Annotated in this window: 25 protein-coding genes and 2 pseudogenes; 13 read left to right on the top strand and 14 right to left on the bottom strand. The window is 71.0% G+C overall.

Features of this window, described 5'->3' with window-relative positions; all coding sequences use genetic code 11:
- Positions 1 to 109 precede the first annotated feature (109 nt).
- Positions 110 to 733, top strand: a complete 624-nt coding sequence (locus ACWGIG_RS01020; protein WP_453319335.1) for a DinB family protein — start codon at positions 110 to 112, stop codon at positions 731 to 733.
- A 17-nt stretch (positions 734 to 750) separates the two neighbouring features.
- Here ACWGIG_RS01020 and ACWGIG_RS01015 read toward each other — a convergent pair whose 3' ends face one another.
- Entirely contained in the window at positions 751 to 984 is a 234-nt protein-coding gene (locus tag ACWGIG_RS01015; protein WP_453319334.1) for a hypothetical protein, read from the bottom strand.
- Positions 985 to 1,073: 89 nt separating this feature from the next.
- Here ACWGIG_RS01015 and ACWGIG_RS01010 point away from each other — a divergent pair, with 89 nt between their 5' ends.
- The gene (locus ACWGIG_RS01010) at positions 1,074 to 1,637 is read left to right on the top strand and encodes a CGNR zinc finger domain-containing protein (protein WP_453319333.1); all 564 of its coding nucleotides are present in this window, start codon (positions 1,074 to 1,076) and stop codon (positions 1,635 to 1,637) included.
- On the opposite strand, the gene ACWGIG_RS01005 is transcribed toward ACWGIG_RS01010, so the two are convergent.
- Positions 1,602 to 2,510, bottom strand: coding sequence for a LysR family transcriptional regulator (locus tag ACWGIG_RS01005; protein WP_453319332.1), 909 nt, complete (start codon positions 2,508 to 2,510; stop codon positions 1,602 to 1,604). The genes ACWGIG_RS01010 and ACWGIG_RS01005 overlap by 36 nt on opposite strands.
- Positions 2,511 to 2,630: 120 nt before the next feature.
- Here ACWGIG_RS01005 and ACWGIG_RS01000 point away from each other — a divergent pair, with 120 nt between their 5' ends.
- The 3 genes from ACWGIG_RS01000 (at position 2,631) to ACWGIG_RS00990 (ending at position 6,459) form a co-directional block, all read left to right on the top strand.
- Positions 2,631 to 4,310: an MFS transporter gene (locus ACWGIG_RS01000; RefSeq protein WP_453319331.1), complete on the top strand. Its 1,680-nt coding sequence runs from the start codon at positions 2,631 to 2,633 to the stop codon at positions 4,308 to 4,310.
- Between the two features lie 614 nt (positions 4,311 to 4,924).
- Complete coding sequence (locus ACWGIG_RS00995; protein WP_453319330.1) at positions 4,925 to 5,938, top strand: SigB/SigF/SigG family RNA polymerase sigma factor; 1,014 nt, start codon at positions 4,925 to 4,927, stop codon at positions 5,936 to 5,938.
- Positions 5,939 to 6,177: 239 nt separating this feature from the next.
- Entirely contained in the window at positions 6,178 to 6,459 is a 282-nt protein-coding gene (locus tag ACWGIG_RS00990) for a DUF5133 domain-containing protein (protein WP_453319329.1), read from the top strand.
- A 228-nt stretch (positions 6,460 to 6,687) separates the two neighbouring features.
- Here ACWGIG_RS00990 and ACWGIG_RS00985 read toward each other — a convergent pair.
- Together ACWGIG_RS00985 and ACWGIG_RS00980 are read right to left on the bottom strand one after the other, a co-directional pair.
- Positions 6,688 to 7,140 (bottom strand): annotated as a pseudogene (locus tag ACWGIG_RS00985) (LuxR C-terminal-related transcriptional regulator); the annotation flags it as partial.
- Positions 7,141 to 7,144: 4 nt separating this feature from the next.
- Positions 7,145 to 7,766 (bottom strand): annotated as a pseudogene (locus ACWGIG_RS00980) (ABC transporter ATP-binding protein); the annotation flags it as partial.
- Between the two features lie 148 nt (positions 7,767 to 7,914).
- Here ACWGIG_RS00980 and ACWGIG_RS00975 point away from each other — a divergent pair.
- Positions 7,915 to 8,430 (top strand): hypothetical protein, encoded by a 516-nt coding sequence (locus ACWGIG_RS00975; RefSeq protein ID WP_453319328.1) that lies wholly within the window; start codon positions 7,915 to 7,917, stop codon positions 8,428 to 8,430.
- A gap of 82 nt (positions 8,431 to 8,512) precedes the next feature.
- Positions 8,513 to 8,989 (top strand): macro domain-containing protein, encoded by a 477-nt coding sequence (locus tag ACWGIG_RS00970; RefSeq protein WP_453319327.1) that lies wholly within the window; start codon positions 8,513 to 8,515, stop codon positions 8,987 to 8,989.
- 314 nt (positions 8,990 to 9,303) lie between these two features.
- Here the strand turns inward: ACWGIG_RS00970 and ACWGIG_RS00965 are convergent, their stop codons facing one another.
- Together ACWGIG_RS00965 and ACWGIG_RS00960 are read right to left on the bottom strand one after the other, a co-directional pair.
- Positions 9,304 to 10,245, bottom strand: coding sequence for an alpha/beta fold hydrolase (locus ACWGIG_RS00965; RefSeq protein WP_453319326.1), 942 nt, complete (start codon positions 10,243 to 10,245; stop codon positions 9,304 to 9,306).
- Between the two features lie 116 nt (positions 10,246 to 10,361).
- Positions 10,362 to 11,129 carry a hypothetical protein gene (locus ACWGIG_RS00960; RefSeq protein ID WP_453319325.1) on the bottom strand — a complete coding sequence of 256 codons (768 nt, stop codon included), beginning with the start codon at positions 11,127 to 11,129 and terminating at the stop codon, positions 10,362 to 10,364.
- A 118-nt stretch (positions 11,130 to 11,247) separates the two neighbouring features.
- On the opposite strand from ACWGIG_RS00960, the gene ACWGIG_RS00955 reads away from it, so the two are divergent.
- Complete coding sequence (locus tag ACWGIG_RS00955; RefSeq protein ID WP_453319324.1) at positions 11,248 to 12,273, top strand: DUF389 domain-containing protein; 1,026 nt, start codon at positions 11,248 to 11,250, stop codon at positions 12,271 to 12,273.
- Here ACWGIG_RS00955 and ACWGIG_RS00950 read toward each other — a convergent pair.
- Together ACWGIG_RS00950 and ACWGIG_RS00945 are read right to left on the bottom strand one after the other, a co-directional pair.
- Entirely contained in the window at positions 12,242 to 12,655 is a 414-nt protein-coding gene (locus ACWGIG_RS00950) for an ATP-binding protein (RefSeq protein ID WP_453319323.1), read from the bottom strand. The two genes, ACWGIG_RS00955 and ACWGIG_RS00950, sit on opposite strands and share 32 nt — an antisense overlap.
- 87 nt (positions 12,656 to 12,742) lie before the next feature.
- Complete coding sequence (locus ACWGIG_RS00945) at positions 12,743 to 13,051, bottom strand: hypothetical protein (protein WP_453319322.1); 309 nt, start codon at positions 13,049 to 13,051, stop codon at positions 12,743 to 12,745.
- 225 nt (positions 13,052 to 13,276) lie between these two features.
- On the opposite strand from ACWGIG_RS00945, the gene ACWGIG_RS00940 reads away from it, so the two are divergent.
- Entirely contained in the window at positions 13,277 to 13,750 is a 474-nt protein-coding gene (locus ACWGIG_RS00940) for a carboxymuconolactone decarboxylase family protein (protein WP_453319321.1), read from the top strand.
- A gap of 25 nt (positions 13,751 to 13,775) precedes the next feature.
- On the opposite strand, the gene ACWGIG_RS00935 is transcribed toward ACWGIG_RS00940, so the two are convergent.
- Entirely contained in the window at positions 13,776 to 14,243 is a 468-nt protein-coding gene (locus tag ACWGIG_RS00935; RefSeq protein ID WP_453319320.1) for an SRPBCC family protein, read from the bottom strand.
- Between the two features lie 159 nt (positions 14,244 to 14,402).
- Here ACWGIG_RS00935 and ACWGIG_RS00930 point away from each other — a divergent pair, with 159 nt between their 5' ends.
- Both ACWGIG_RS00930 and ACWGIG_RS00925 read left to right on the top strand, forming a co-directional pair.
- Entirely contained in the window at positions 14,403 to 14,948 is a 546-nt protein-coding gene (locus ACWGIG_RS00930) for an HIT family protein (protein WP_453319319.1), read from the top strand.
- 99 nt (positions 14,949 to 15,047) lie between these two features.
- Positions 15,048 to 15,827: a VOC family protein gene (locus tag ACWGIG_RS00925; protein ID WP_453319356.1), complete on the top strand. Its 780-nt coding sequence runs from the start codon at positions 15,048 to 15,050 to the stop codon at positions 15,825 to 15,827.
- Between the two features lie 44 nt (positions 15,828 to 15,871).
- Here the strand turns inward: ACWGIG_RS00925 and ACWGIG_RS00920 are convergent, their stop codons facing one another.
- Positions 15,872 to 16,468, bottom strand: coding sequence for a MarR family winged helix-turn-helix transcriptional regulator (locus tag ACWGIG_RS00920; RefSeq protein ID WP_453319318.1), 597 nt, complete (start codon positions 16,466 to 16,468; stop codon positions 15,872 to 15,874).
- A 28-nt stretch (positions 16,469 to 16,496) separates the two neighbouring features.
- Between ACWGIG_RS00920 and ACWGIG_RS00915 the strand changes: the two genes are divergently transcribed.
- On the top strand, positions 16,497 to 17,483 hold the full coding sequence (locus ACWGIG_RS00915; protein WP_453319317.1) for an EamA family transporter: 987 nt from the start codon (positions 16,497 to 16,499) through the stop codon (positions 17,481 to 17,483).
- A 39-nt stretch (positions 17,484 to 17,522) separates the two neighbouring features.
- Positions 17,523 to 18,161, top strand: coding sequence for an NAD(P)-dependent oxidoreductase (locus ACWGIG_RS00910; RefSeq protein ID WP_453319316.1), 639 nt, complete (start codon positions 17,523 to 17,525; stop codon positions 18,159 to 18,161).
- A 35-nt stretch (positions 18,162 to 18,196) separates the two neighbouring features.
- Here the strand turns inward: ACWGIG_RS00910 and ACWGIG_RS00905 are convergent, their stop codons facing one another.
- The 4 genes from ACWGIG_RS00905 to ACWGIG_RS00890 form a co-directional block, all read right to left on the bottom strand.
- Positions 18,197 to 18,925 carry a hypothetical protein gene (locus ACWGIG_RS00905; RefSeq protein WP_453319315.1) on the bottom strand — a complete coding sequence of 243 codons (729 nt, stop codon included), beginning with the start codon at positions 18,923 to 18,925 and terminating at the stop codon, positions 18,197 to 18,199.
- Between the two features lie 15 nt (positions 18,926 to 18,940).
- Complete coding sequence (locus tag ACWGIG_RS00900; protein WP_453319314.1) at positions 18,941 to 19,633, bottom strand: formylglycine-generating enzyme family protein; 693 nt, start codon at positions 19,631 to 19,633, stop codon at positions 18,941 to 18,943.
- Positions 19,626 to 20,165, bottom strand: coding sequence for a helix-turn-helix domain-containing protein (locus tag ACWGIG_RS00895; protein ID WP_453319313.1), 540 nt, complete (start codon positions 20,163 to 20,165; stop codon positions 19,626 to 19,628). Before ACWGIG_RS00895 ends, ACWGIG_RS00900 begins: the two co-directional genes overlap by 8 nt.
- A 120-nt stretch (positions 20,166 to 20,285) precedes the next feature.
- Entirely contained in the window at positions 20,286 to 20,789 is a 504-nt protein-coding gene (locus tag ACWGIG_RS00890) for a hypothetical protein (RefSeq protein WP_453319312.1), read from the bottom strand.
- Between the last annotated feature and the right edge of the window lie 142 nt (positions 20,790 to 20,931).

Genomic DNA, 20,931 nt, shown 5'->3' with positions numbered 1-20,931 from the left:
GTGAGTTCATGACAGCCAAATTCCGGTTCCCCGCACCCACGGAAAGTGAGACTCTGGCCGCCGCATTCACCTCATCCCGCCCCACCCCACCTCGATTTGGGAGCAACCAGTGACCGGACCCCGCCTCACCCCGCTGCTGGAGCAGTTCGACTTCGCCTGCGAGCGGCTGACCGGCCGCATGACGGGACCGGTGATGGACAGCGGTGACGGCTCGGAGACCAAGGTCGTCCCCATGACCGACGAGGAGTACCTCTGGGAGCCGGTGGCGGACTGCTGGTCGGTCCGGCGGCGCACCGAGGGCCCGGGCCCGCGCGCGACCCTCCTGCTCGGGGCCGCCACCGGCGAATGGGGGCTCGACTCCTCCTCGTACCCACGCCCCTGGCCGACGCCCTTCACCACGCTCGCCTGGCGGCTGAACCACCTGAGCGAGCTGCTCACCCTGCGCGCCGACCACACGGCCGGCACCCGCAGCCTCACCAGGGACGACTACCGCATCAGCGGGGACGCGGCGAGTGCGATCGCCGCCTTCGAGGCGGGAGCGGCGGCCTGGCGGCAGGCACTGCTGAGCGCCGACGACGCGGCGCTCGACACCGTCGGCCACTGCACCTACCCGCACGGGAGCGACGCGCAAGAGCTGTTCGTCGACATCGTGTGGTGGGTCAACCAGGAGCTCCTGCACCACGGAGCCGAGATCGCGCTCCTCCGTGACCTGTACGGCGCCCAACAGCGCTGACGGGGGCGGCGCTTCGGCTATGTCCTGCGGGCCGGCACCGTCTTCACGACGGAGCCGTCGAGGAGGACGACCAGGCAGCCGCAGCCGCCCCGGCAGTACTCCACCTCCCCCTCGGAGGTGGAGTGGCGGGACCGCAGCGTCCACCACTGCCTCCCCGCCCCGGCAGGTGCACCGCAGAACGGGCAGCAGTCGCCCGACGGCGCGGCCTCGGGTGTTGCCGACGTCGTCGATGCTGTCGATGTCGTAGTCATGCACTCAACATGAAGTAAGTGTCTATGACACTTCAACCATTACATTCGAAGGCCTCCCGCATCCCACCTGGCGGTGCTGTAATCCTCATATGCACTTCGACGATTACGGCGGTGAGGCCGCCCGGCTGGCCGCGGAGCTGGTCAACCTGACCGGACCTCCCCGTCCCGACGACCTGGAACCCCTCCTCGGCGCCCATGGCATCGTGCGCCGCAGGCTCACCGTCAGCCAGGCCGCGGAGATCTGGGACTGGAGCCTGAGCCTCGCCGTCTGTTTCGGGCCGCAGGGGCTCGAAGAGCGCTGCGAGGCGGTCAACGCACTGCTCGCCCAGGCCTCCAGCGCACCCCGCATCTCCCTCCACGACGGCCGCCCGCACCTCCACTACAGCGCCCCCGACTCCGACGCGGCGGCCCACATCCGCGCCGTCACCGCGGCCGGACTCGCCCATGTCGTGTGTTCCGCCGCGCCCGACCGGCTGGGCCGCTGCGCACGTGACGCCTGCGCCCTCGCCTTCGTGGACACTTCCCGCAACGGCCGCCGTACCTACTGCTCGGTGCGCTGCGCCAACAACGACGCCGTGGCACGACACCGCGAACGCAGACAGGAGTTGCTCAGGGATTCATCCCAGGGGCACTCGGGGCGCCTTCGGCAGTAGCGCGCGGACATGGGCGGTGAACGCCGCCCCGGCCGGGCTGGTCGGTCCTTCCGTGCGCCAGGCGAGGGCGAGACGGCAGTGGACGCGCGGCCGGACGATGTCGACGAGGTGGACCTCCGTCTCGTTGGCGCGGGCCACGGAGGCCGGGATGACGGCCACTCCGAGCCCGCGCCCCGCGAGTTGGGCCAGTACGTGCGGGTCGGCGGCCTCGAAAGCGATGCGCGGTGCGAAGCCCGCCTCGTCGCACGCCGCCTCGACGGCGCTGCGCAGCCCCGTGCCCGGGGTCATCCCGATCAGGGCGCGGTCGGCGAGCTCGCCGAGGCCGATGCGCGCCCGGCCGGCCAGCGGGTCCTGGTGGCCGACGGCGGCGACCAGTGGCTCGTCGACGATGTCGTGGAGGGTGATGCCGGGCGGCCGGGCGCCGGAGCGGCCGATGATCGCGAGGTCGATGCGGCCCGAGTGCAGGGCTTCCACGAGCCGATCCGAACCGTCCTCGGTCAGCCCGATCTCCACCCCCGGGTGCGCCTCGTGAAAGGAGGCGAGCAGCCCCGGCAGGTCGATGCCCTTGTCCAGGGACGTGATGGTGCCGACGGTGACCCGGCCGCGCACCAGACCGCTGAGTTCGTCGACCGCCGTACGGATCGAGGAGACCGTGGCGAGCGCGGCCCGCGCGTACGGCAGGACGGTGCTGCCGGCCGGGGTCAGCCGCACCGTACGGCTGGAGCGGTCGAGCAGCTCCTGCCCCAACTCCTTCTCCAGCTTGCGCACCTGGGAGCTCACTCCGGGCTGGCTCACGTGCAGGGCCTCGGAGGCCTTCGTGAAGCTCGCCAGCTCGGCGACGGTGACGAAGTATTCCAGCTGACGCAGTTCCATAACCGCTGATTATATTCCGCAGAAAATCTAGATCTTGGACTTCTGTATACGGGTGGCCGCAGAGTCGACATGCGCCCGGACCGCAGGGCGATCCCGCATGCCCTGCCAAGGAGTAACTCAGTGAATGCCACGACCGCGACGAGGAGCGGGCGCGACAGCCGCACCGCCACTCTCGTCATGGCCTGCGTGGGCGTGTTCGTCGCCTACCTTCCGGTGACCACGGTCTCGGTGAGCCTGCCTGCCATCCAGCGCAGCCTCCACGCGTCGACGGCCGACCTCTCCTGGGTGACCGATTCCTTCGTGCTGCCGATGGCCGCGCTCATCCTCACCGCCGGAGTCGTCGGCGACGCGTACGGCCGCCGCAAGGTGTTCCAGGCCGGGCTCGCCTTCTGTGCGGCGGGCGCGGCGATCGCGCTGAGTGCCGGAAGCGTGCAGGTCCTCTGGGTCGGGCAGGCGTTCGCGGGTGTCGGCGCCGCAGCCCTGCTGCCCGCCACGCTCGGCCTGATCAGCCACGCGGTACCGAACCCGCGCGAGCGCGCCAAGTACGTCAGCCTGTGGACCGCGTCCCTCATGGGCGCGCTGGCCGTCGGCCCCCTCATCGCGGGTGTGATCCCGGAAGGCGCCTCCTGGCGCTGGATCTACCTGGTCCCGATCCCGGCCTCACTGCTCGCCATGGCCGCAGGCGCCCGCTTCCTGACCGATTCCCGTGCTGCCGATTCCCGTGCCGTCGATTCCCGCGCCGCTGATTCCCGCGCAGCCGATTCCCGTGCCGCCGGATCCCGCCCGGCCGGGTCCCGCCCCGCCGGATTCCGTCGGCTCGACTGGCCCGGGCAGATCACGGCCGCCGTCGCCGTCACTTCGCTCGTGTACGCGGTGATCGAGGGCGGCGGCGCGTCCTTCGGCGAGACGCCCGTGCTGGTGGCGCTGGCGCTGTCGGCCGCCTCGCTCGTGGCCTTCATCGTCATCGAGCTGCGCAGCAGCAGCCCGATGCTGGACCCGAAACTGTTCCGCAGCCCCGCGTTCACCGCCACCGCCCTGGTCGCCATGATCAGCTTCCTGGGGCTGATCGGCTTCGTCTTCGTCCTCAGCCTGTACCTGGGCCAGGTCCAGCGGCTCGGCACGCTGGACGCGGGCTACCGGATGCTGACGCTCACCTTCACCGCGATGGTCGCAGGGCCGGTCTTCGGCAGGCTCATGCACCGCGTACCGGCGCGGGTGCTGATCACCTCGGGCCTGCTGCTGGCCACCGGCGCGCTGCTCGCGCTCACCTCCATCGACGCGCACACCTCGTTCGCGGAGCTGGCGTGGCGGCTGATCCTCCTCGGCATCGGCTTCGGTGCGGTCTTCGCCCCGATGACCGCCACGGCGATCAACGCGGTGCCGCAGCACCTCGCGGGCATGGCGGCGGCGGGCAGCAACGCCTTCCGCCAGCTCGGCGCGGCACTGGGCCCCGCCCTGATGGGCGCGCTGCTCACCACCAGGATCAGCAGCGCCCTGCCCGGCCACCTGGCCGACGCCCACCTCGGCGCGGAGGCACGGCACCGGGTGACCGACGCGGTCGACGGCGCCGGTTTTGGTGCCGTCCACGCCATCGACCTCGGCGCGGACACCTCCCGGATGCTGGACGCCTTCAGCCTCGCGTTCCTCGACGGCATCCGGCTGTGCCTCACCGTCGCGGCGGGGATCATGCTGCTCGCGGCGGTGGCCGGCGCACTCCTGCTGCGCCGCCCGCGCGGCAGCGCCCCGACCGCAGGGGCGGCCACCCCGCAGCGGGCCGGCGAACCCGCGCTGATCGGCTGAAGGGCCGCGCTGAGCGGCTGAACTTCCGGGTCAAGCGGCTGAACGGCCGGGCCGAGCGGCTGGTCGATCGACGGCCTGCTTGCCGACCCCGACAAGGCCAACGTCCTTACCGGACCGTGCGGTTACCGGCCGCTGACCGGATCCGCTGCGATCGGCGCCGGCCCTGCCGTCCCGGGCAACGGAGGCCACGACATCCTCGGCGACGGGCTCCCCACCACCGGGCTCCCCGCCACCGGGCCCGCCGACATCGGCGCCGTACAGAGCGCCCCCCGGCAGCAACACCGCCACGGTCGAACGCCGCACACTCACCCTCCCGGTCCCCGTCACGGCCTCCCAACTGCGCCTCGTCGTCAAGGCGGCGAACACCCAGTGGGGCAACGTCGCCCTGAACGAACTGACGGTGGCCTGACGCGTGCGGTGCTGGACGAGGTGGTCCACGCACCCGCCCAACTCGTCCAGCACCGGCCGATCCTGCCGTGCGGCCCGGTGTGCACGGCGGGCGATCCGGAGGGTTGGTGAAACTTCGCGGAAGAAAGGTGGTGTCCGCGGAGAGTGAACACGCGTTCGTGGGCAAGGCTCGGATGGGAGACGACCGCGACCGAGGAGGAACTGTGATGCTCTCAGCCCCCGCAAGCGCGACCGTGGCGGAACCGGCGGACACCGGTGCACAGAGCCTGCTGCCGCAGGGTCTTCCACTGTCGGCCGAAGCGCAGACCGAAGCGCCGATCGAAGCACTGTCGACCGAAGCGCTGTCGGCCGAGGCGCCGCCGACCGGGGAGCCGCGGGGCGGGACGCTGCCGGGCGATGCCGGGGAGCTGCCCCGCATCACGCACCCCACGGCCGTCGCCCCCAAGGACGCCCGCCAGCTCTCCAAGCTCTTCCTCGACCGGCTCCAGGAGCTGGAGGAGGGCACGCACGAGTACAGCTACGCGCGCAACACCCTGATCGAAATGAACCTGTCCCTGGTGAAGTTCGCCGCGCGCCGCTTCCGCAACCGGGGCAGCGGTGACCTGGAGGACATCATCCAGGTCGGCACGATCGGCCTGATCAAGGCGATCGACCGGTTCGACCTCACCCGCGAGGTGGAGTTCACCTCCTTCGCCATCCCGTACATCACCGGCGAGATCAAGCGCTTCTTCCGCGACACGACGTGGGCGGTGCACGTACCGCGACGGCTCCAGGAACTCCGTACGGAACTGGCCAAGGCCAAGGAGCAGCTCGCCACCGTCCTCGACCGCGACCCGACGGTCCCCGAACTCGCCGAACTCCTCGAACTCACCGAGGCCGAGGTCACGGACGGCCTGATCGCATCGAACGGCTACACCGCCGGCTCCCTCGACCTGCCCGCCGAGACCGGCCAGGACAACAGCGCCAAGTCCCCCGTCTCGTACGCCGACTTCTTCGGCGCCTGCGACCCGGGCGTGGAACTCTTCGAGGACCTGCACACCCTGGCCCCGCTCCTCGCCTCCCTCTCCGACCGGGACCGCCGCATCCTCTCCATGCGCTTCGGCCAGGAGCTCACGCAGGCGGAAATAGGCGAAGTCCTCGGCATCTCGCAGATGCAGGTCTCCCGTCTCCTGACCCGTATCCTCGGCCAACTCCGCAGCGGGATGCTTACGACCTCCTGACGGTTTCTCCGCGTACTCTGCACATGATTCTCACTCTGCGTGTCCCGAGCGGCACACTCTGGCCAAAAACAGCCGGTGTGCGGCCCGTGCCAGAGGGGAAGTCGCACCAGGAGCACGCTTACCAGGCGTAGGCGCGCCACCACATGACGCACACGGCACATACGACGTACCCGAAGTAGACGACGCAAGAGACACGCACACACAAAACTCAACAAGCCGAGAAGAAGGGGAACCCCTACATGCTGGTGCCCGATCCCAAGGTGCTGCGCACGCTCCTCACGCGCTACGCGGAGACCCGGTTCGCCCACGCCCAGAACCCGACGCCGGAAACGCGGCGCGACCTGGACGACGTCACGTACACGCTGTGCGTGACCACGTCGACCTCCGGAATCGAGGCGGCCCTCGCCGCCGCGGACGCCCTGCTCGCCCGGACGTGCTGCACGCACGCGGCGGATTCCGCGCAGGAAGCGCAGGAAGCACAGGAAGTGCGGGAGCGGTCCCAGGCGGACCTGGCGGCCTGAGTCCCAGGCGCCCGTGAGCCCGCCGGGACCGGGAAGCTTCCGGCCCCGGCGGGCCGCACCGCCCGGCCTCGGCCGGAGCCGCACAGGCCCACGACCCCGAGCACCGTCCGTTCCACGGCGAGCAGCAGCGTCGGTGCGAGGGTGGCCGTGACGATCGCGCGCCGCGAGCGTGGTCCCGGGCATGCGCGTGGGGTACGGGCCCGCTTCCCGCCCGTGCTGGGCCCCGGCTCACTCCTCGACCGTGATCAGCCCCCGGCTCACCGCCGCCATCACCGCCGCCGTACGGTCGTCGACCTCCAGCTTGCCGAAGATGCGCAGCAGGTGGGTCTTGACAGTGGACTCGCTGATGAACAGGGCCGAGCCGATCGCCGCGTTGGTGAGACCGCGGGCGACCAGGCGCAGGACCTCGGACTCGCGGGCCGAGAGGGCGCTGCGCTTCGGGGTGCGGAGGCGGCGGGTGAGGCGGGCGGCCACGGACGGGGCGAGGACCGTTTCGCCTGCGGCGGCCCCGCGGACGGCCTGGAGCAGGGCGGCCCGGTCGGCGTGCTTGAGGAGGTAACCGGTGGCGCCCGCCTCCACCGCCGCGAGTATCTGGTCGTCCGTACCGTAGGTGGTGAGGACGAGGACCGGGCTCTCGGGCTTCTCGGCGGAGATGCGCGCCGTGGCCTCGACTCCGCCGCCCGGACGCGGTGTGCGAGCGCCTCGACCTCGTCCAGGTAGTGGGTGGTGAGCACGATCGTCGTGCCCTCCGCCGACAGCTGCCCGATCAACTCCCAGAACCGGGCGCGCGCTTCGGGGTCGAAACCGGTCGTCGGCTCGTCGAGGAAGAGCAGATCCGGATCGCCGATGATCCCGAGTGCCACGTCCACCCGGCGCCGCTGCCCGCCGGACAGCCGCCCCACCCGCTTCCCGGCGTGCTCGCCGAGTCCGACCTGGTCGATGACGGCCTCCGGGTCCCGGCGCCGGGGGTACGTACGCGCGAAGTGGCGCACCACCTCACGTACCGTCAATTCCGATGTGTCCGAGGCACTTTGAGCCACGATGCCGACCCTGCTGCGCCATGCCCGCCCGGCCCGCGCCGGATCCTCCCCGAGTACGGATACGGTTCCGCCGTCCCGCTCCCGGTACCCCTCCAGAATCTCCACGGTGGTCGTCTTGCCCGCCCCGTTGGGCCCGAGCAGTGCGAACACCTCACCCTGCGCGATCCGCAGATCCAGCCCGTCGACGACGGCCGTACCGCCGTAGCGCTTGACCAGACCCCTCACCAGTACCGCGGCTCCTGCCGCGCCTGCTCCTGCTTCTGTCATACGGAGATCGTCGCCCGGACAGGACGGCGGCAGTAGCGACCCGAGGACGGAACCGGCTGTCAACCGACCGGTGGGCAGAGGGAGATGTCGGAGGGCGCCGATACCCTTGGTTCGTGAGAGAGGCCGTGCGGGGAAATTTGGGGGCATTGTGAGGGAGAACCTTTCCGGCGACCGCCCGGAGAGCCGGAGTGTCTGGCAGATCGCGGTCGGGCTCGGCCTGCCGTCGCCGCTGGTGCGGAATCCGGCCGAGGGGACGGACGACCCGGCGCCCGTGGAGCGGACCCTGCGCGCCCTGGTCTGCCCGGAGAAGTTCCACTCCGGGCCGTGTCCCCTCGCCTGGGAATCCGGCTACGGACATCCGGATGAGTTCCACGGCTCCGATGAGGACTACGACCCGGCTGCCCTCCCCGTCGAAGCCACCCTCACCGTCTATGCCACCGAGGCCGAGGCGGGCGCCCTGTTCGCCAGGGCGCGTACGGAGCTGCGGATCGACGGTTCCACCGGCCACTGCGACCTCACGGACGCGCCGGTCACCCTGGAACTGCGCGACGTCCTCGCCCGCGATCCCGAAGCGTCGGCAGCGTACGGGCACCTGGTCGAGCAGTACGAGATCGAGCACGGAGGCCGGTCGGGCCAGGGACCGACCGAGGGACCGAGGGACTGAAGGACCGGAAAACCGGATTGTGTTCAGGCGGACGCGGACAACCCGCTGGACCGCCGCCCAACAGCCGGGCCATCATGCGTCCATGGAGCCATTGAAGATCATCCCGGGCGACGCCACCGACCCCCGGGCCAAGGGCCCGAAAATCATCGCGCACCTCTGCAACGACCTCGGCGGCTGGGGCAAGGGCTTCGTCGTGGCGCTCTCGCGCCGCTGGCCAGGACCGGAGAAGGAGTACCGCCGCTGGCACCGCGAGCGCGCCGGCAACGACTTCGGCCTGGGAGCGGTGCAGTTGGTACAGGTCAGGGCCGACATCTGGGTCGCCAACATGGTTGCCCAGCGCGGCATCCGGACCGGCAGCGGCGGCCCGCCCATCCGCTACGACGCGGTCGGACGCAGCCTGGAAGCAGTCGCCGCACATGCCCTCACCCACCAGGCATCGGTCCACATGCCACGCATCGGCTGCGGGCTCGCGGGCGGCAGGTGGGAACGCATCGAGCCGCTCATCACCCGGTCCCTGAGCGCGCGGGGCGTGGCCACGACGGTGTACGACCACGCCTGAGGCGGGCGTACGAAGCACGAAGCACGAAGCACGAAGCACGAAGGCGGAGTGCGAAGGCGGAGCGCGCGATGAAGCCCGTACGGTGCACGCGGTGGCGGCCGAGGGTGAATCACCGAACTCGGCTTCGTCTTGGACGAGTTAGCCCCCGAGGGCGGCTCGCACAGGCGCGGCGACGGAATCAGCGCCAACTCCGTGGAGCAGCGACCGGGGCTGGAAACCGGCCGCTGCCGTCGGCACCGGATGAGACGCGGCGGGCTCGGAGGGCTCAACGCTCAGGGCTCAGCGCTCAGGACTCAGGATTCAGCGCTCAGGACTCAGCCCTCAACGGTCCCCAGGAATCCCGCCGTCGCCGTCACGAATGCCTCTGGATCGTCGATCCACGGCGAATGCCCCGCCCCCGGCTGTACGACGAGTACGGCATCGGGGAACAGGGCCGCGAACTCCGCCGTCGACTGCGGCGGGCTGTTCAGGTCGACCTCCCCGGCCAGCAGGAACACGGGCGCCGCGCGCTCCGCCAGCGCCGCGCGCGTGGCCTCCGGGTCGTACGCACCCTCGGAACCGTAGAGCCGCGCGGCCCCCGGGTCGGCCGGTGTGCTCGTCGCCGCGTGCTGCTCCCGGGCCGCCGCGTCCCAGCGCCCCCAGAAGAACGGAGCGATCGCCTCCACGTCACCGGGCTTCGGCGCACCCGAGTTGAGGGACTCCAGCGCGGCGTACGCCGCCGGGAACCACGGCTCGTCCTTGCGGAGCCGCGCGTCCGCGAGCCGCATCTCGGACGTGATCGGGATGCCCACGGCCGCGGTGCTCGGGGTGATCAGCGCGAGCCGTCCGACGTGTTGCGGATACCGGGCCAGGTACAGCGCCGCGAGATTCGCGCCCGCGCAGTGCGCGAGCAGGTCGATCCGGTCGAGCCCGAGATGCACGCGCAGCGCCTCGACGTCGTCCACGAGACGGTCGCAACGGTACGAGGACGAGTCCGCCGGAATCTCGGAACGCCCGGTTCCGCGCAGATCGAGGAAGAGCAGCCGACGGTGCCGGGCCAGCCCTCCGAGATCACCCAGGTACCGGGGGTCCTGCAGCGGGCCGCCGGGGAGGCAGACGACGGGGGCCGTGCCCGCGCCCACGCCTGTGTCGGATCCGGTGATGCGGTAGGCGAGCCGGGTCCCGTCGGGGGCGGAGAAAGTGAAGGAGGAGCCGGAGGAGGAGGAAGGCGAGGAGGAGGACGAGGGCGAGGGCGAGGAGGACGAGGGTGCAGACATGATCGGGAGCCTGTCAGCGGAGGAGCGGACTGACAACCGGATTCCGCAGGTGAGGCAGGGGTGATACGTCCGGCAGGGGCGACGGGCCCGTCCCGCAGGGGGACAGGGAGGACGTACTACGACGGGCGACCGAGCGCCCGAACCGCCTCGCCCCACGCCCCCGGACTGCGGTGGTGGTGGGCGTGCCCGGCGGCCAGTACGGCACGCAGTTCCGCGGCGTGCTCGGTGCCGGCCGGGAGCTCCAGTTCGCCGAGGAGCGCGAGCGCGGCGTCGGGCAGCAGCTTTCCGTAGACGTCGTGGTAGCCGGTCAGCAAGCCCTTGAAGAGGGCGAGGTGGAGGGCGGGGACCCGTGCCGCGGCCCGGAAGGCCGGCAGCTTCGCCTCCCAGGGAACCGGACCTGAGCACTCCAGTACGCGCCCGGCGCGGCGGAGCAGTGTCTCCGGCGCGTCCGCGGCCAACCGCCCGGCATCGCGGCCGAGCACCTCCGTGAACGCGGTGGCCGACGTCTTCCCGTCCTCGAACCAGTCGACCCACAGCGAGTACGTGACGGCCTCGGACACCCGGGGTGCCTCCAGCCGCTGCCGGTAGCAGTCCCAGAGGACCTCGGCCGGCAGGGGACCGCCGGCGCCCCGGTCGGCGAACCGGATCTCGCACGTCACCCAGTACTGGTCGAGCACATCGAGCAGTCCGAACGCGAGACGGATCTGCCCTGCCACGTCCAGCCGTTCATCGGTGAACACCAACCCGGCCTGCCCATGGGCCACTTGACCGGAGTCGAGCCGCCCCTCAGGGGTCTCGCCGTCGGTCCACCCGTCGGGTCCGACCTGCGTGATGCCGTCCTCGGCGAGCCAGCGGCGGGCCTCGGAAGCAGCGGCGGTGTCCATCCGGACAGTATGACCGGGCGTGCACGGACCGGACGCTCGCCGATCGTGGAGCGGCCCGTGCCGTCCGTAGCGCTCCTGCTGCGCGACCTGTCGGCCGAGGCCGGGCACAATGCCCGTCATGTTGCATGTACGAGTGATCAGCCCTGCCGACCGTACGGACGAGGTGCTGCGGATCGCGATCGACTGCCCTGCCGTCGTCAACGTCCTCAAGATTCCCGGCGCCGCGCAGGCCCCGGCAGGTGACCTCGTCGAGTTCGACGTGGCCAGGGAAGCGGCCAACGGTGTCCTCGACGCACTGCGCGGCCTCGGCCTGAAGGACACCGGCGGCATCACCGTCGAGCAGCTCGACCTGTCCATCTCCTCGGCCGCCGAGAAGGCGGAGGAGGACGCTCCGGGCGATCCGGACGACGCCGTGGTGTGGGACGAGCTGGTCGCGCGTACGTCTGCGGAGACCCGCCTGACCTGGGCGTTCCTCGCCTTCCTTGCGTTGGCCACGCAGATCGCGGCAATCGGTGCGCTGCTTGACCAGCCCATCCTGATAGTCGGTGCGATGGTGCTGGGGCCGGAGTTCGGGCCGGTGGCGGCGATCTGCTTCGGGGTGATGAGCCGCAGGGCGGGCCTGATCGGCACCGCCGCCCGTACCCTCGTCGTCGGCTTCACCGTCGCCGTACTGATCACCATGGCGTGTGCGACGGCGGGCCGTCTGCTGGGCTGGATCGAACCGGCCATGCTCGACGGCCGGCCGCTGACCGACTTCATCATCCACCCCGACCGGTGGTCCTTCGTCGTGGCGCTGCTGGCCGGAGTCGCGGGCATCCTGTCGATGACCGCGGGCAAGTCCTCCTCCCTGGTCGGCGTCTTCATCTCCGTGACCACCGTGCCCGCCGCCGGGAACCTCGCGGTGGCCGTCCCGCTCGGCCACTGGAACGAGGTGACCGCCTCGCTGATCCAACTCGGCGTGAACCTCGCCGGAATGCTCATCGCGGGCACCCTGACACTCCTCGTGCAGCGCGCCCTGTGGGCCCGGTACGGGCTCCGGGTCGGACCGGTACGACGCGAGGGCGGCACGGCTGCGCCGGGAGGCGGTGCGGCCGCGCCCGGGGACGGTGCGGCTACGCCCGGGGGCTCCCGCGGTCAGGGGTGAAGCAGGCGCTGACGGCCTTCCCGTGCTGCTGGTCGTGACTTTCCCAGCTGTCGGCGAGCGCGTCGACGATGGCGATGCCCCGCCCCGAGGTGGCTCCCGTGGAGTCGGCGCGCCGAGCCGGCGGGACGGCCCCTGCATCGTCGTGAACGGAGATGTGCACACACCGGCTGTCCCAGGTCAGCACGAGCTGGGCATCGCTGCGCGCATGCAGATGGGCATTGGTGAGCAGCTCGGACACGGCGAGCACGACGGCGTCCACGGTCTCGGGACTGCTCTCGTACCAGGGCAGCTGCGCCAGATGCGCCTCGGTCCACCTTCTGCCTTCCCGTACGCCCCCGGACATCGGAAACGTCCTGGCCCAGCCCACCGCACGCATCGACATGCGCCTGCCCTCTCCTCCGGTCTGTGCGGTTTCCGTTCTCCGCCTTCCCTCCTGTCCGTGTACCCCTGAACCGGACGGCGAACAGCCCTAGGCGGCCCCCGCCCCCCGGTCGCCGTCACTTTCGCCCCGTACGACCCGCAGTCCCCGCCGGGCATGGTTCACCCGGCCGTCGCCCGCCGCCGTCCAGTACGGATGCTCGTTGACCTCCATGGTCAGCTCGCGTATCCGCTCCCACAGCTCCTCGACCTGATCCACCTCCTCCTCGGTGAACACGGGCGCGGACTCGGCACCCCAGGGGGGAGCGGTGGCGAGGGCGTGGAAGTCGGCCTGTGCCTGGTGGAGCTGCTGTTGGAGGGCGAGGAGGTCCTCGGGGAAGGAGGCGGAGTGGGAAGACATACCGGAAGCGTACGTCTGTTCGATTTACGTATGCCAGTCGACTTTCCTGCCACCCGGCCCCGGCGGCGGTGTCTGGTCCGCCGGACAGGACGCCGCTCTGCGCCTGCGGGGGAACGGGAGGGAGACGCAGGTCACATCCGGTCATGTCACAGCGCCCGGGGCCCGTTCCGTCCAAGGGTGTGCAGCCGGCAACCCGGCCGGCAGCAACGAGCAGGGGAGTTCACCATGGAAGCGCGACTCGACGTCATGGCAAGCCCGGCGGCGGCCAAGGCCATCAAGCACCTCATCGCGGCGAGCAAGGCCCTCGGGGAGTCGACGCTGCCCGCCGCGACGCGCGAACTGGTGATGCTCCGCGCCAGTCAGATCAACGGCTGCGCCGGATGCATCGACATGCACACCAAGGACGCCACCGCGGCCGGGGAGACCGCGGTGCGCCTCCACCTGGTCGCGGCCTGGCGCGAGGCCAAGGTCTTCACCGACGCCGAGCGCGCCGCGCTGGAGCTGACCGAGCAGGGCACCCGCATCGCGGACGCGGCCGGCGGTGTCACGGACGAGGCGTGGGCCGACGCCGCCAAGTACTACGACGAGGACCAGCTCGCCGCCCTGGTGACCCAGATCGCCGTCATCAACGCCTTCAACCGCGGGAACGTCATTACCCAGCAGCCCGCAGGCGACTACCAGGCCGGCCAACTGCACTGAGGAGGCGCCCACCGGGCACCGCCCCTCACACCTCGGGCCGACTGCCGGAGCGGCCCGGGGCGAGGGCCGCGTCGGCGGCTTCGAGGATCTTGCCGAAAGCGTGGCCGACGACGGGTTTGCCGACCGCACGGGTGAGGGCCGCACCGAAGGGGAAGCGGACCTGGAAGGTGGTCGTCCAGGTGACTTCGGTGCCCCCTTCGACCTCGGTGAAGGTCATGCGGCCGAGCTCGTGCCTGGCCGGCGGGAAGCTGCGTTCCACGGTGTAGTCGAAGGTGTACGGAGCTTGGTAGGCGGTGATCCGTTCGCGGAACCAGCCGATCGACCAGGTGTGGAGGCGGACGGCGCCCACTCCGTACGGTGCACCCGCGCCCGGCCGTGCCAGCCGTGCCCGGAGGATCCACGGGGACCGGGTGTAGTTGGTGGTCGTGGCGCACCAGTCGAACACCTCGGCGATCGGCGCGGCGATGACACGTCGTACGGTCAGGGTTTCCACGGTTTCTCCTCTGCGGGTCTGCTACTTCGGGCCGGCTGCGGCGCGGCACGAGCGCCGCATCCACCCGGTGGACGACACAGCCCCCGGAACTGTGAGGCCGCCCGCCCGTGACCCCCGTCACCCCTCGCTCCCCGCCGGGACCGCCCCTAAATTCGTGGCATGACACCGGAGCGGCCCCACCGGCCCTACCACCAGCCCCACGACCTGGCCGCGTACGAGGCCAGGGTGCGCAACGGCCCGTGCTTCGTGTGCGAATTCGTGGCAGGCGCACCGGGGGCCGCGCACGTCACCGTGTACGAGGACGACCAGCACATCGCCTTCCTCGACCGGTATCCGACGGTGCCGGGGAAGGTGCTCGTGGCCCCGAAGGCGCACATCGAGCACGCGGTACGGGATCTGGACGAGGCCGCCTACCTGCGGCTCATGGCGGTGGTCCGCAAGGTGGCCCTGGCGGTGGAGGCGGTACTGGCTCCCGAACGCACCTACCTGCTCTCCCTCGGGAGCCAGCAGGGGAACGCGCACCTCCACTGGCACGTCGCGGGCCTCCCCGCAGGCACCCCGTACCGGCAGCAGCAGTTCCACGCGCTGATGACCGAGAACGGCGTGCTGGCCCTCGGTGACGAGGAGGCCGCCGTGACGGGTGAGCTCCTGCGAGCCGCGCTCGCCGACTCTTCCGGCGCCTCCGGGCTCCCCGATTCGACCTGAATGTCCAGGGCATCGCCGATACGATCCGTAAGAGGACATTCGGTAGTCATCAGCAGTCATGCAGCAGCCATGCACAGCGGAGAAAGGCAGGGCATCGCGATGCTCACCACCGACTTCGTCACCGGCGCGCCCAACTGGCTCGACCTCGGCAGCCCCGACACCGCCGCGTCGGCCTCGTTCTACGGCGCCGTCTTCGGCTGGGACTTCCAGTCGGCGGGCCCGGAAGCGGGCGGGTACGGCTTCTTCCAGAAGGACGGCCGTACGGTCGCCGCCGTGGGACCCCTCACCGAGGAGGGGGCGAGCCCGGCCTGGACCCTGTACTTCAAGACACCGGACGCGGACGCCACCGCCAAGGCGGTGGAACAGGCCGGCGGGACCGTCAGGGCCGCGCCCTTCGACGTCATGGACGCGGGCCGGATGGCGTGTCTCACCGACCCGGCAGGCGCCGAGTTCGCCGTCTGGCAGCCCGCACGGACCATCGGCCTGGAGGTGACGTCGGAGGACAACACGCTGCTCTGGGCCGAGCTGCACACCCCCGACTCCCAGGCCGCGCTGTCCTTCTACCGCGGCCTGTTCGGCTGGCGCGGGCAGCAGATGGACATGCCCGGCATGGCGTACACCGTGCTCTCCACCGCCGAGGGTGACCAGGAGGACGCCTCCTTCGGCGGGATCGCCCCGGCCCCGGAGGGTGAGGAGACGCGCTGGATCGCCTACTTCAGCGTCTCCGACACCGATGCGCTGGTCGCCAGGGTGCAGGAGAACGGCGGCTCGGTCGGCTTCCCCGCCACGGACATCCCGGAAGTCGGCCGGATGGCCCTGCTCACCGACCCCTTCGGCGCCCCGTTCGCAGTGCTCAAGCCCAACCCGCGCGCGGCCTGACCTTCAGGTGCCCGCGCGGGTGGTCCAGATGCCCGCGCGGGTGGTCACCGGCCGTCCCCCAGGCCCAGCAGCAGTGCCTTCAGTGAGTCCGCCAGCTGGGCCAGTTCGGCGGGGGAGAGCGCCGACAGCAGTCCCACCTCGGTGGCCAGATGGTCCGGCAGCGCCCCGTCGATCAGTGCCAACCCCTCTTCCGTGAGGGCGACTTGGACCACCCGGCCGTCGGTGGGGCTCGGCCTGCGGGTGACCAGGCCGCGCTCCTGGAGGCGGTCCAGGCGCTGGGTGACCGCGCCGGAGGTGACCATGGCCGAGCGCATCAGCTCGGCGGGGGTGAGGTGGCGGTCCGGGCCGTTGCGGCGCAGGGTCGCCAGGACGTCGAAGGAGGCCGCGTCCAGGCCGTGCGAGGCGAAGGTGCGCTTCATCGCCGGTTCCATCAGCAGGGCCAGCCGCTTCAGCCTCCCGATCACCGCCATCGGTGACACGTCCAGGTCGGGGCGCTGCTCGTGCCACTGCTCCAGCACAAGGTCCACGTGATCCGCGCCTGTGCCCGTGCCGTGATCAGCGCCTGTGCCCGTGCCGGGACCCGCGCTCGCGCCCGTGTCCGTATTCGTTCCGGCTTTCCTGCCCGCTGCTGCATCCGTCATGGGATTCACCCTAGCCGGTCTCTTAGCGATGAGATATGTTGTCTTAGTGCTAAGGAATCGAACCGGCCTTGTGCTGCTCACTGCCTCCGCCCCGGCCGTCTGGGGCTCCACCTACCTCGTCACCACCGAACTCCTGCCTCCCGACCGCCCGTTGCTCGCCGCCGTCCTGCGCGCACTTCCGGCGGGGATCCTGCTGCTGCTCCTCACGAGGCGCCTGCCGCAGGGGAGTTGGTGGTGGAAGTCCCTCGTCCTCGGCGCGCTCAACATAGGAATCTTCCTCGCGCTCCTCTTCATCGCCGCCTACCGGCTCCCGGGCGGAGTGGCCGCCACCGTCGGTGCCGTACAGCCTCTGCTGGTGGCGGGTCTGTCCGCCGTGCTGCTCGGTCAGCGCCTCGCGCTGCGTACGCTGCTCGCGGCGGTGATCGGCATCACCGGAGTCGCCCTGCTCGTCCTGCGTGCCGATGCCCGGCTGGATGCCCTCGGTGTGGGTGCCGCGCTCGGCGGTGCGGTCGTCATGGCGACCGGCGTCGTCCTCAGCAAGCGCTGGACCTCCCCGGCGCCGCTGCTCGCCACCACCGGATGGCAACTCGTCGCGGGCGGACTGCTGTTGGTGCCCGTCGCGCTGTTCGTGGAGGGCCCGCCGCCGTCCTCCCTCACCGGGGAGAACCTCATCGGGTTCGGCTACCTGACGCTGATCGGCGCCGCCCTCTCGTACGCCCTGTGGTTCCGCGGCATCAAGGCGCTCTCCCCGACCGAGGTCACCTTCCTCGGCCTGCTCAGCCCGCTGGTCGCCACCCTCCTCGGCTGGATCGTCCTCGGCCAGCAGCTCACCGCACTCCAACTGCTGGGCGCACTGCTCGCCCTGGCGGCAGTCGCACTCGCGCAACTGCGCCCGCGCCGCAAGGCCACCGGCCCCCTCGCACCCGAATCACCCGAAGCGTCCGAAGCACCCGAATCACTCGAAGCATCCGAATCCCCCGAACCGCAGATACGCACTCCCGCTTCCGCGAAGTGACGTCAACCCACCCCACCCACACAGGAGCGACGAGTCCTCATGCGCATCACCGTCTTCGGAGCCACCGGCGCCGCCGGAAGCCGTATCGTCACCGAGGCCCTCGACCGGGGCCACGACGTCACCGCGGTCACCCGCGAGCCGGCCCGCTTCGGCGCCCTGCACCCCGCCGCCCGGCACCGGACCGGCAATGCCCTCGACCCCGACAGCGTGGCCGAACTGAGTGCAGGACAAGACCTGTTGATCAGTGCGACCCGCCCGGTTCCCGGCCAGGAGGTGCAGCTCGCGGACACCGCAAGAGCCCTGTTCGCGGGTCTCTCCCGTACCGGCGTACGACTCCTCCTGCTCGGCGGCGCGGGCAGCCTCCGCCTTCCCGGCAGTGATCTCACCGTCGTCGAAGGACCGGACTTCCCGCCCTCCTGGCGCCCCATCGCCCTCGCCTGCGACGAGCAGCTCGCCGTGTGCCGCGCCGCCGGGCCCGCCGTCGACTGGGCCTACCTGAGCCCGGCCGCCGTCTTCGAACCCGGCGTGCGCACCGGGACGTACCGGCTCGGCGCCGACGAACTGCTCGTCGACGCCGACGGCAACTCCGGCATATCCATGGAGGACTTCGCGATCGCCGTGCTCGACGAGGCGGAGCACCCCAAGCACCACCGCACCCGGTTCACGATCGGGCGCTGAGACGCCGAGACGCCGGGGGAGTCACCGCGGCGGGCTCAGTCCTCCGGGTCCTCGGGCAGGTGGTAGTAGACCGTCGCCGAGAACTGGATCTCGCCGTCGTCGGCGAACTCCGAGAACACGACCACGTCCTGGATCTCCACCACTCCGAGGTCGTCGATGCTGTCGGCGACCCGCCGCAGGAGGGCCGGTACGTTGTCGCTGCCCGGGCCTTCGGGGTTGGTCTGGGAGAAGTGATAGACGCTGAAGTGCTCTTTTACGGTGGTCACGACGGCTGAGCGTAGCTTTGAAATGCCCTGGTGGGAAAGGGTTTTCGAATCCGATCTGCGGATGCGGGGCCAGATCGGCGAGGGTCCCGGTCCGGACCGTTCCGGCGCGGGCCGGGGCGGCTCCGGCCGCGAGCGCAACTCGACAGCCGCCAGCGGTACGAAGCCGGTGCCGAAGGCCTCGCCCGCAGCACCCGCATCGCCTCCGTCGCCCGCAGCACCCGCATCCCCCGCGTCGCCCATTGCCGTGGTCCCGTCGTCGTCCAGCCTCTTCGGCATCACCCGGGCCACGCGTTCGCCCTGTGCCTTGGCGCGGTCGGCGACCGGCCCCGCGTACGTCCCGTCGACGGCGGCCCGCCACCGCGGGAGCCGGCGTCCGAAGTGCTCGGCGGTCGACGGACCTGTCCGGTGCAGGCGTTGGTGCGGTGCGAGGGCGTTGCGGCGGTACGGGGCGGTGCGCAGCAGGGCGTCGATGTCGGCGCGGCTGCTGATGTCGTCCACGCTCCCACCCTGCGTCTACGGGGCGCCGCGTGCGACGCGGAATCCCACGTCGTCGAGGAGCAGGGTGGGGTGGCTGCGGCGCCGCACCGAGGCCCGGCAGCTCCACCGCTCGTCGAACCAGCCGCCGCCGCGCAGCACCCGGTACGTGCCGTAGACCTCGGCGTCGTACATGTCCCAGCACCACTCCCACACATTGCCGAGCAGGTCGTGCAGGCCCCAGGAGTTGGGCCGCAGGCCGCCCACCTCGTGCGGGAGCCCGTCCGAGTTGCCCCGGTGCCAGGCGATCTCGTCGAGCGGCCCGTACCGCGGGCCGTCCGTACCGGCACGGCAGGCGTACTCCCACTCGGCCTCGGTCGGCAGCCGGTATCCGTCGGCGGACCTGTCCCACTCGACGCTTTCGGCACTGATCCGGTACGCGGCCGGCAGTCCCTCGGAGGAGGACAGCGCATTGCAGAAGCGGACCGCGTCCCACCACGAGACCCCCTCCACGGGCAGCCGGTCGCGCGGCGGGGCGCTGCTGGGCCGCTCCCCGGTGAGCCGTGCGTACTCGGCCTGAGTGACGGAGTGCGCGGCGAGTCGGTACGGCGCCACCTCGACCGGCCAGGCGCGCTGCGTACGCCGGTCGGACAACGTCACACGGCCGGGAGGCAGTTGGGCCATCGTCGTGGTGGTGTCGGGGGCGGGGCGGTGTTGTCCTCCGTCAGGCATGGGGCGGGACCCCTTCCGGCACTTCGGCGGTCCCGGCGGATTCGACTGTCCCGGCCGCCCCGGCCGCCCCGGCCGCTGGGGCCGCATCCGAGGCGAGGGCTTCGATGATCTTCAGCAGGTCCGCGGTGACGGCCGGGCCGCCCAGCACGATGACCTTGAGGGAGGCCCGTCCCTCGTCGTAGACGGTCTCCACCCGCACCCGGTCCTCGTACGGCCCCTCGCCCCGACTCCCGTGCCGGCCGCCGACGGTGGCCATGAGCGCATTGCTCAGCCGGGACACCTCGTCGGGCCCGATCGCGTCGATCTGCACGATGCTGGACGCCTCGACGTGCCGTGCGCGGCGCACGGGAGCGGGGGCGGCGGGTGCGACGGGCCCGCCGGTGAACGCCTCCAGGTCCTCGCGTGCGATCCGGTACTGCTTGCCGATCCGCGTCGCCCTGAGCCGGCCCTCGCGGACGTACGCCCGGACCGTCTTGACATGCAGATCGAGCAGGCCCGCCACCTGATCCACCGAGTAGAACTGCTGCGCCACGGATCCCCCACCTTTGCTTCCCACCAGCTACAGAGAACTACCCTATCGCGCCTTGAGTGGAGCGACCATAGGGAAGAATGAGGAGTGAAGTGGTCGCAGGATGCGGCGGTCGACCGCTGTTCACTGTCCCGTCGGCGGATCCGTCAGGTTGGTGATCTTCAGGTCGGAGCGGCGGACCGTGTACCAGACCTCCGTGTCCGGGCTGCCGCCCCAGATCTCGGTCACGATCACCGTGGCGGTGGTGGCCGTCGTGGCGTGGTTGCGCACCTTCCAGTCCTTGGGGACGTTCTGTGCGCGCATCACCGGGTCGGCGTGGTTCTGCTCGGCCCACTTGGTGAGGCGGGCGTCCAGTTCGGCGGTGAGATGCGCCTTGCGGACCTCTTCGGGGGTGCGGGATCCGGTGCCGAGGACCGCCTTGCGGTAGCTCTTGAAGAAGTGGTTGACCTCGATGGCGGGCGCCCGGGTCTCGCCCGGTACGGCAGTGGAGGCGGTGGTGGTGGCGGAGGCGGTGGCGGTGGCGGCCGGAGCGGGCGCGGCGCCGGCGGGCGCGGCGGCGAGAGGAGCGGCGAAGGTGAGGGCGGCGACCAGGGCCGCACGGACGAGAAGCTTGCGCTGAGTGTTCATGCGAACAAGAAAAGCAGGAAAAGCGTGTTCGTGTCATCACTCACAGTGATGAATCTTGACGAGATTGGCGGAATAGGTCTGGCGTCGGAATTGCCCGGCACGGTACCGGGCGGTGGTGACGGAGCGGAGATTCGCCCATGAC

The sequence above is a fragment of the Streptomyces sp. NPDC054863 genome (assembly GCF_053610825.1).
This window is presented reverse-complemented; position numbering and strand designations above follow the sequence as displayed.

Bases quoted from the DNA above. Each gene is read 5' to 3' on its own strand.
- ACWGIG_RS01015 (WP_453319334.1), bottom strand. From the start codon at position 984: ATGACTACGACATCGACAGCATCGACGACGTCGGCAACACCCGAGGCC.
- ACWGIG_RS01010 (WP_453319333.1), top strand. From the start codon at position 1,074: ATGCACTTCGACGATTACGGCGGTGAGGCCGCCCGGCTGGCCGCGGAG.
- ACWGIG_RS01005 (WP_453319332.1), bottom strand. From the start codon at position 2,510: ATGGAACTGCGTCAGCTGGAATACTTCGTCACCGTCGCCGAGCTGGCG.
- ACWGIG_RS00995 (WP_453319330.1), top strand. From the start codon at position 4,925: ATGCTCTCAGCCCCCGCAAGCGCGACCGTGGCGGAACCGGCGGACACC.
- ACWGIG_RS00990 (WP_453319329.1), top strand. From the start codon at position 6,178: ATGCTGGTGCCCGATCCCAAGGTGCTGCGCACGCTCCTCACGCGCTAC.
- ACWGIG_RS00970 (WP_453319327.1), top strand. From the start codon at position 8,513: ATGGAGCCATTGAAGATCATCCCGGGCGACGCCACCGACCCCCGGGCC.
- ACWGIG_RS00965 (WP_453319326.1), bottom strand. From the start codon at position 10,245: ATGTCTGCACCCTCGTCCTCCTCGCCCTCGCCCTCGTCCTCCTCCTCG.
- ACWGIG_RS00960 (WP_453319325.1), bottom strand. From the start codon at position 11,129: ATGGACACCGCCGCTGCTTCCGAGGCCCGCCGCTGGCTCGCCGAGGAC.
- ACWGIG_RS00955 (WP_453319324.1), top strand. From the start codon at position 11,248: ATGTTGCATGTACGAGTGATCAGCCCTGCCGACCGTACGGACGAGGTG.
- ACWGIG_RS00950 (WP_453319323.1), bottom strand. From the start codon at position 12,655: ATGTCGATGCGTGCGGTGGGCTGGGCCAGGACGTTTCCGATGTCCGGG.
- ACWGIG_RS00945 (WP_453319322.1), bottom strand. From the start codon at position 13,051: ATGTCTTCCCACTCCGCCTCCTTCCCCGAGGACCTCCTCGCCCTCCAA.
- ACWGIG_RS00940 (WP_453319321.1), top strand. From the start codon at position 13,277: ATGGAAGCGCGACTCGACGTCATGGCAAGCCCGGCGGCGGCCAAGGCC.
- ACWGIG_RS00930 (WP_453319319.1), top strand. From the start codon at position 14,403: ATGACACCGGAGCGGCCCCACCGGCCCTACCACCAGCCCCACGACCTG.
- ACWGIG_RS00925 (WP_453319356.1), top strand. From the start codon at position 15,048: ATGCTCACCACCGACTTCGTCACCGGCGCGCCCAACTGGCTCGACCTC.
- ACWGIG_RS00920 (WP_453319318.1), bottom strand. From the start codon at position 16,468: ATGACGGATGCAGCAGCGGGCAGGAAAGCCGGAACGAATACGGACACG.
- ACWGIG_RS00915 (WP_453319317.1), top strand. From the start codon at position 16,497: ATGAGATATGTTGTCTTAGTGCTAAGGAATCGAACCGGCCTTGTGCTG.
- ACWGIG_RS00910 (WP_453319316.1), top strand. From the start codon at position 17,523: ATGCGCATCACCGTCTTCGGAGCCACCGGCGCCGCCGGAAGCCGTATC.
- ACWGIG_RS00900 (WP_453319314.1), bottom strand. From the start codon at position 19,633: ATGCCTGACGGAGGACAACACCGCCCCGCCCCCGACACCACCACGACG.
- ACWGIG_RS00890 (WP_453319312.1), bottom strand. From the start codon at position 20,789: ATGAACACTCAGCGCAAGCTTCTCGTCCGTGCGGCCCTGGTCGCCGCC.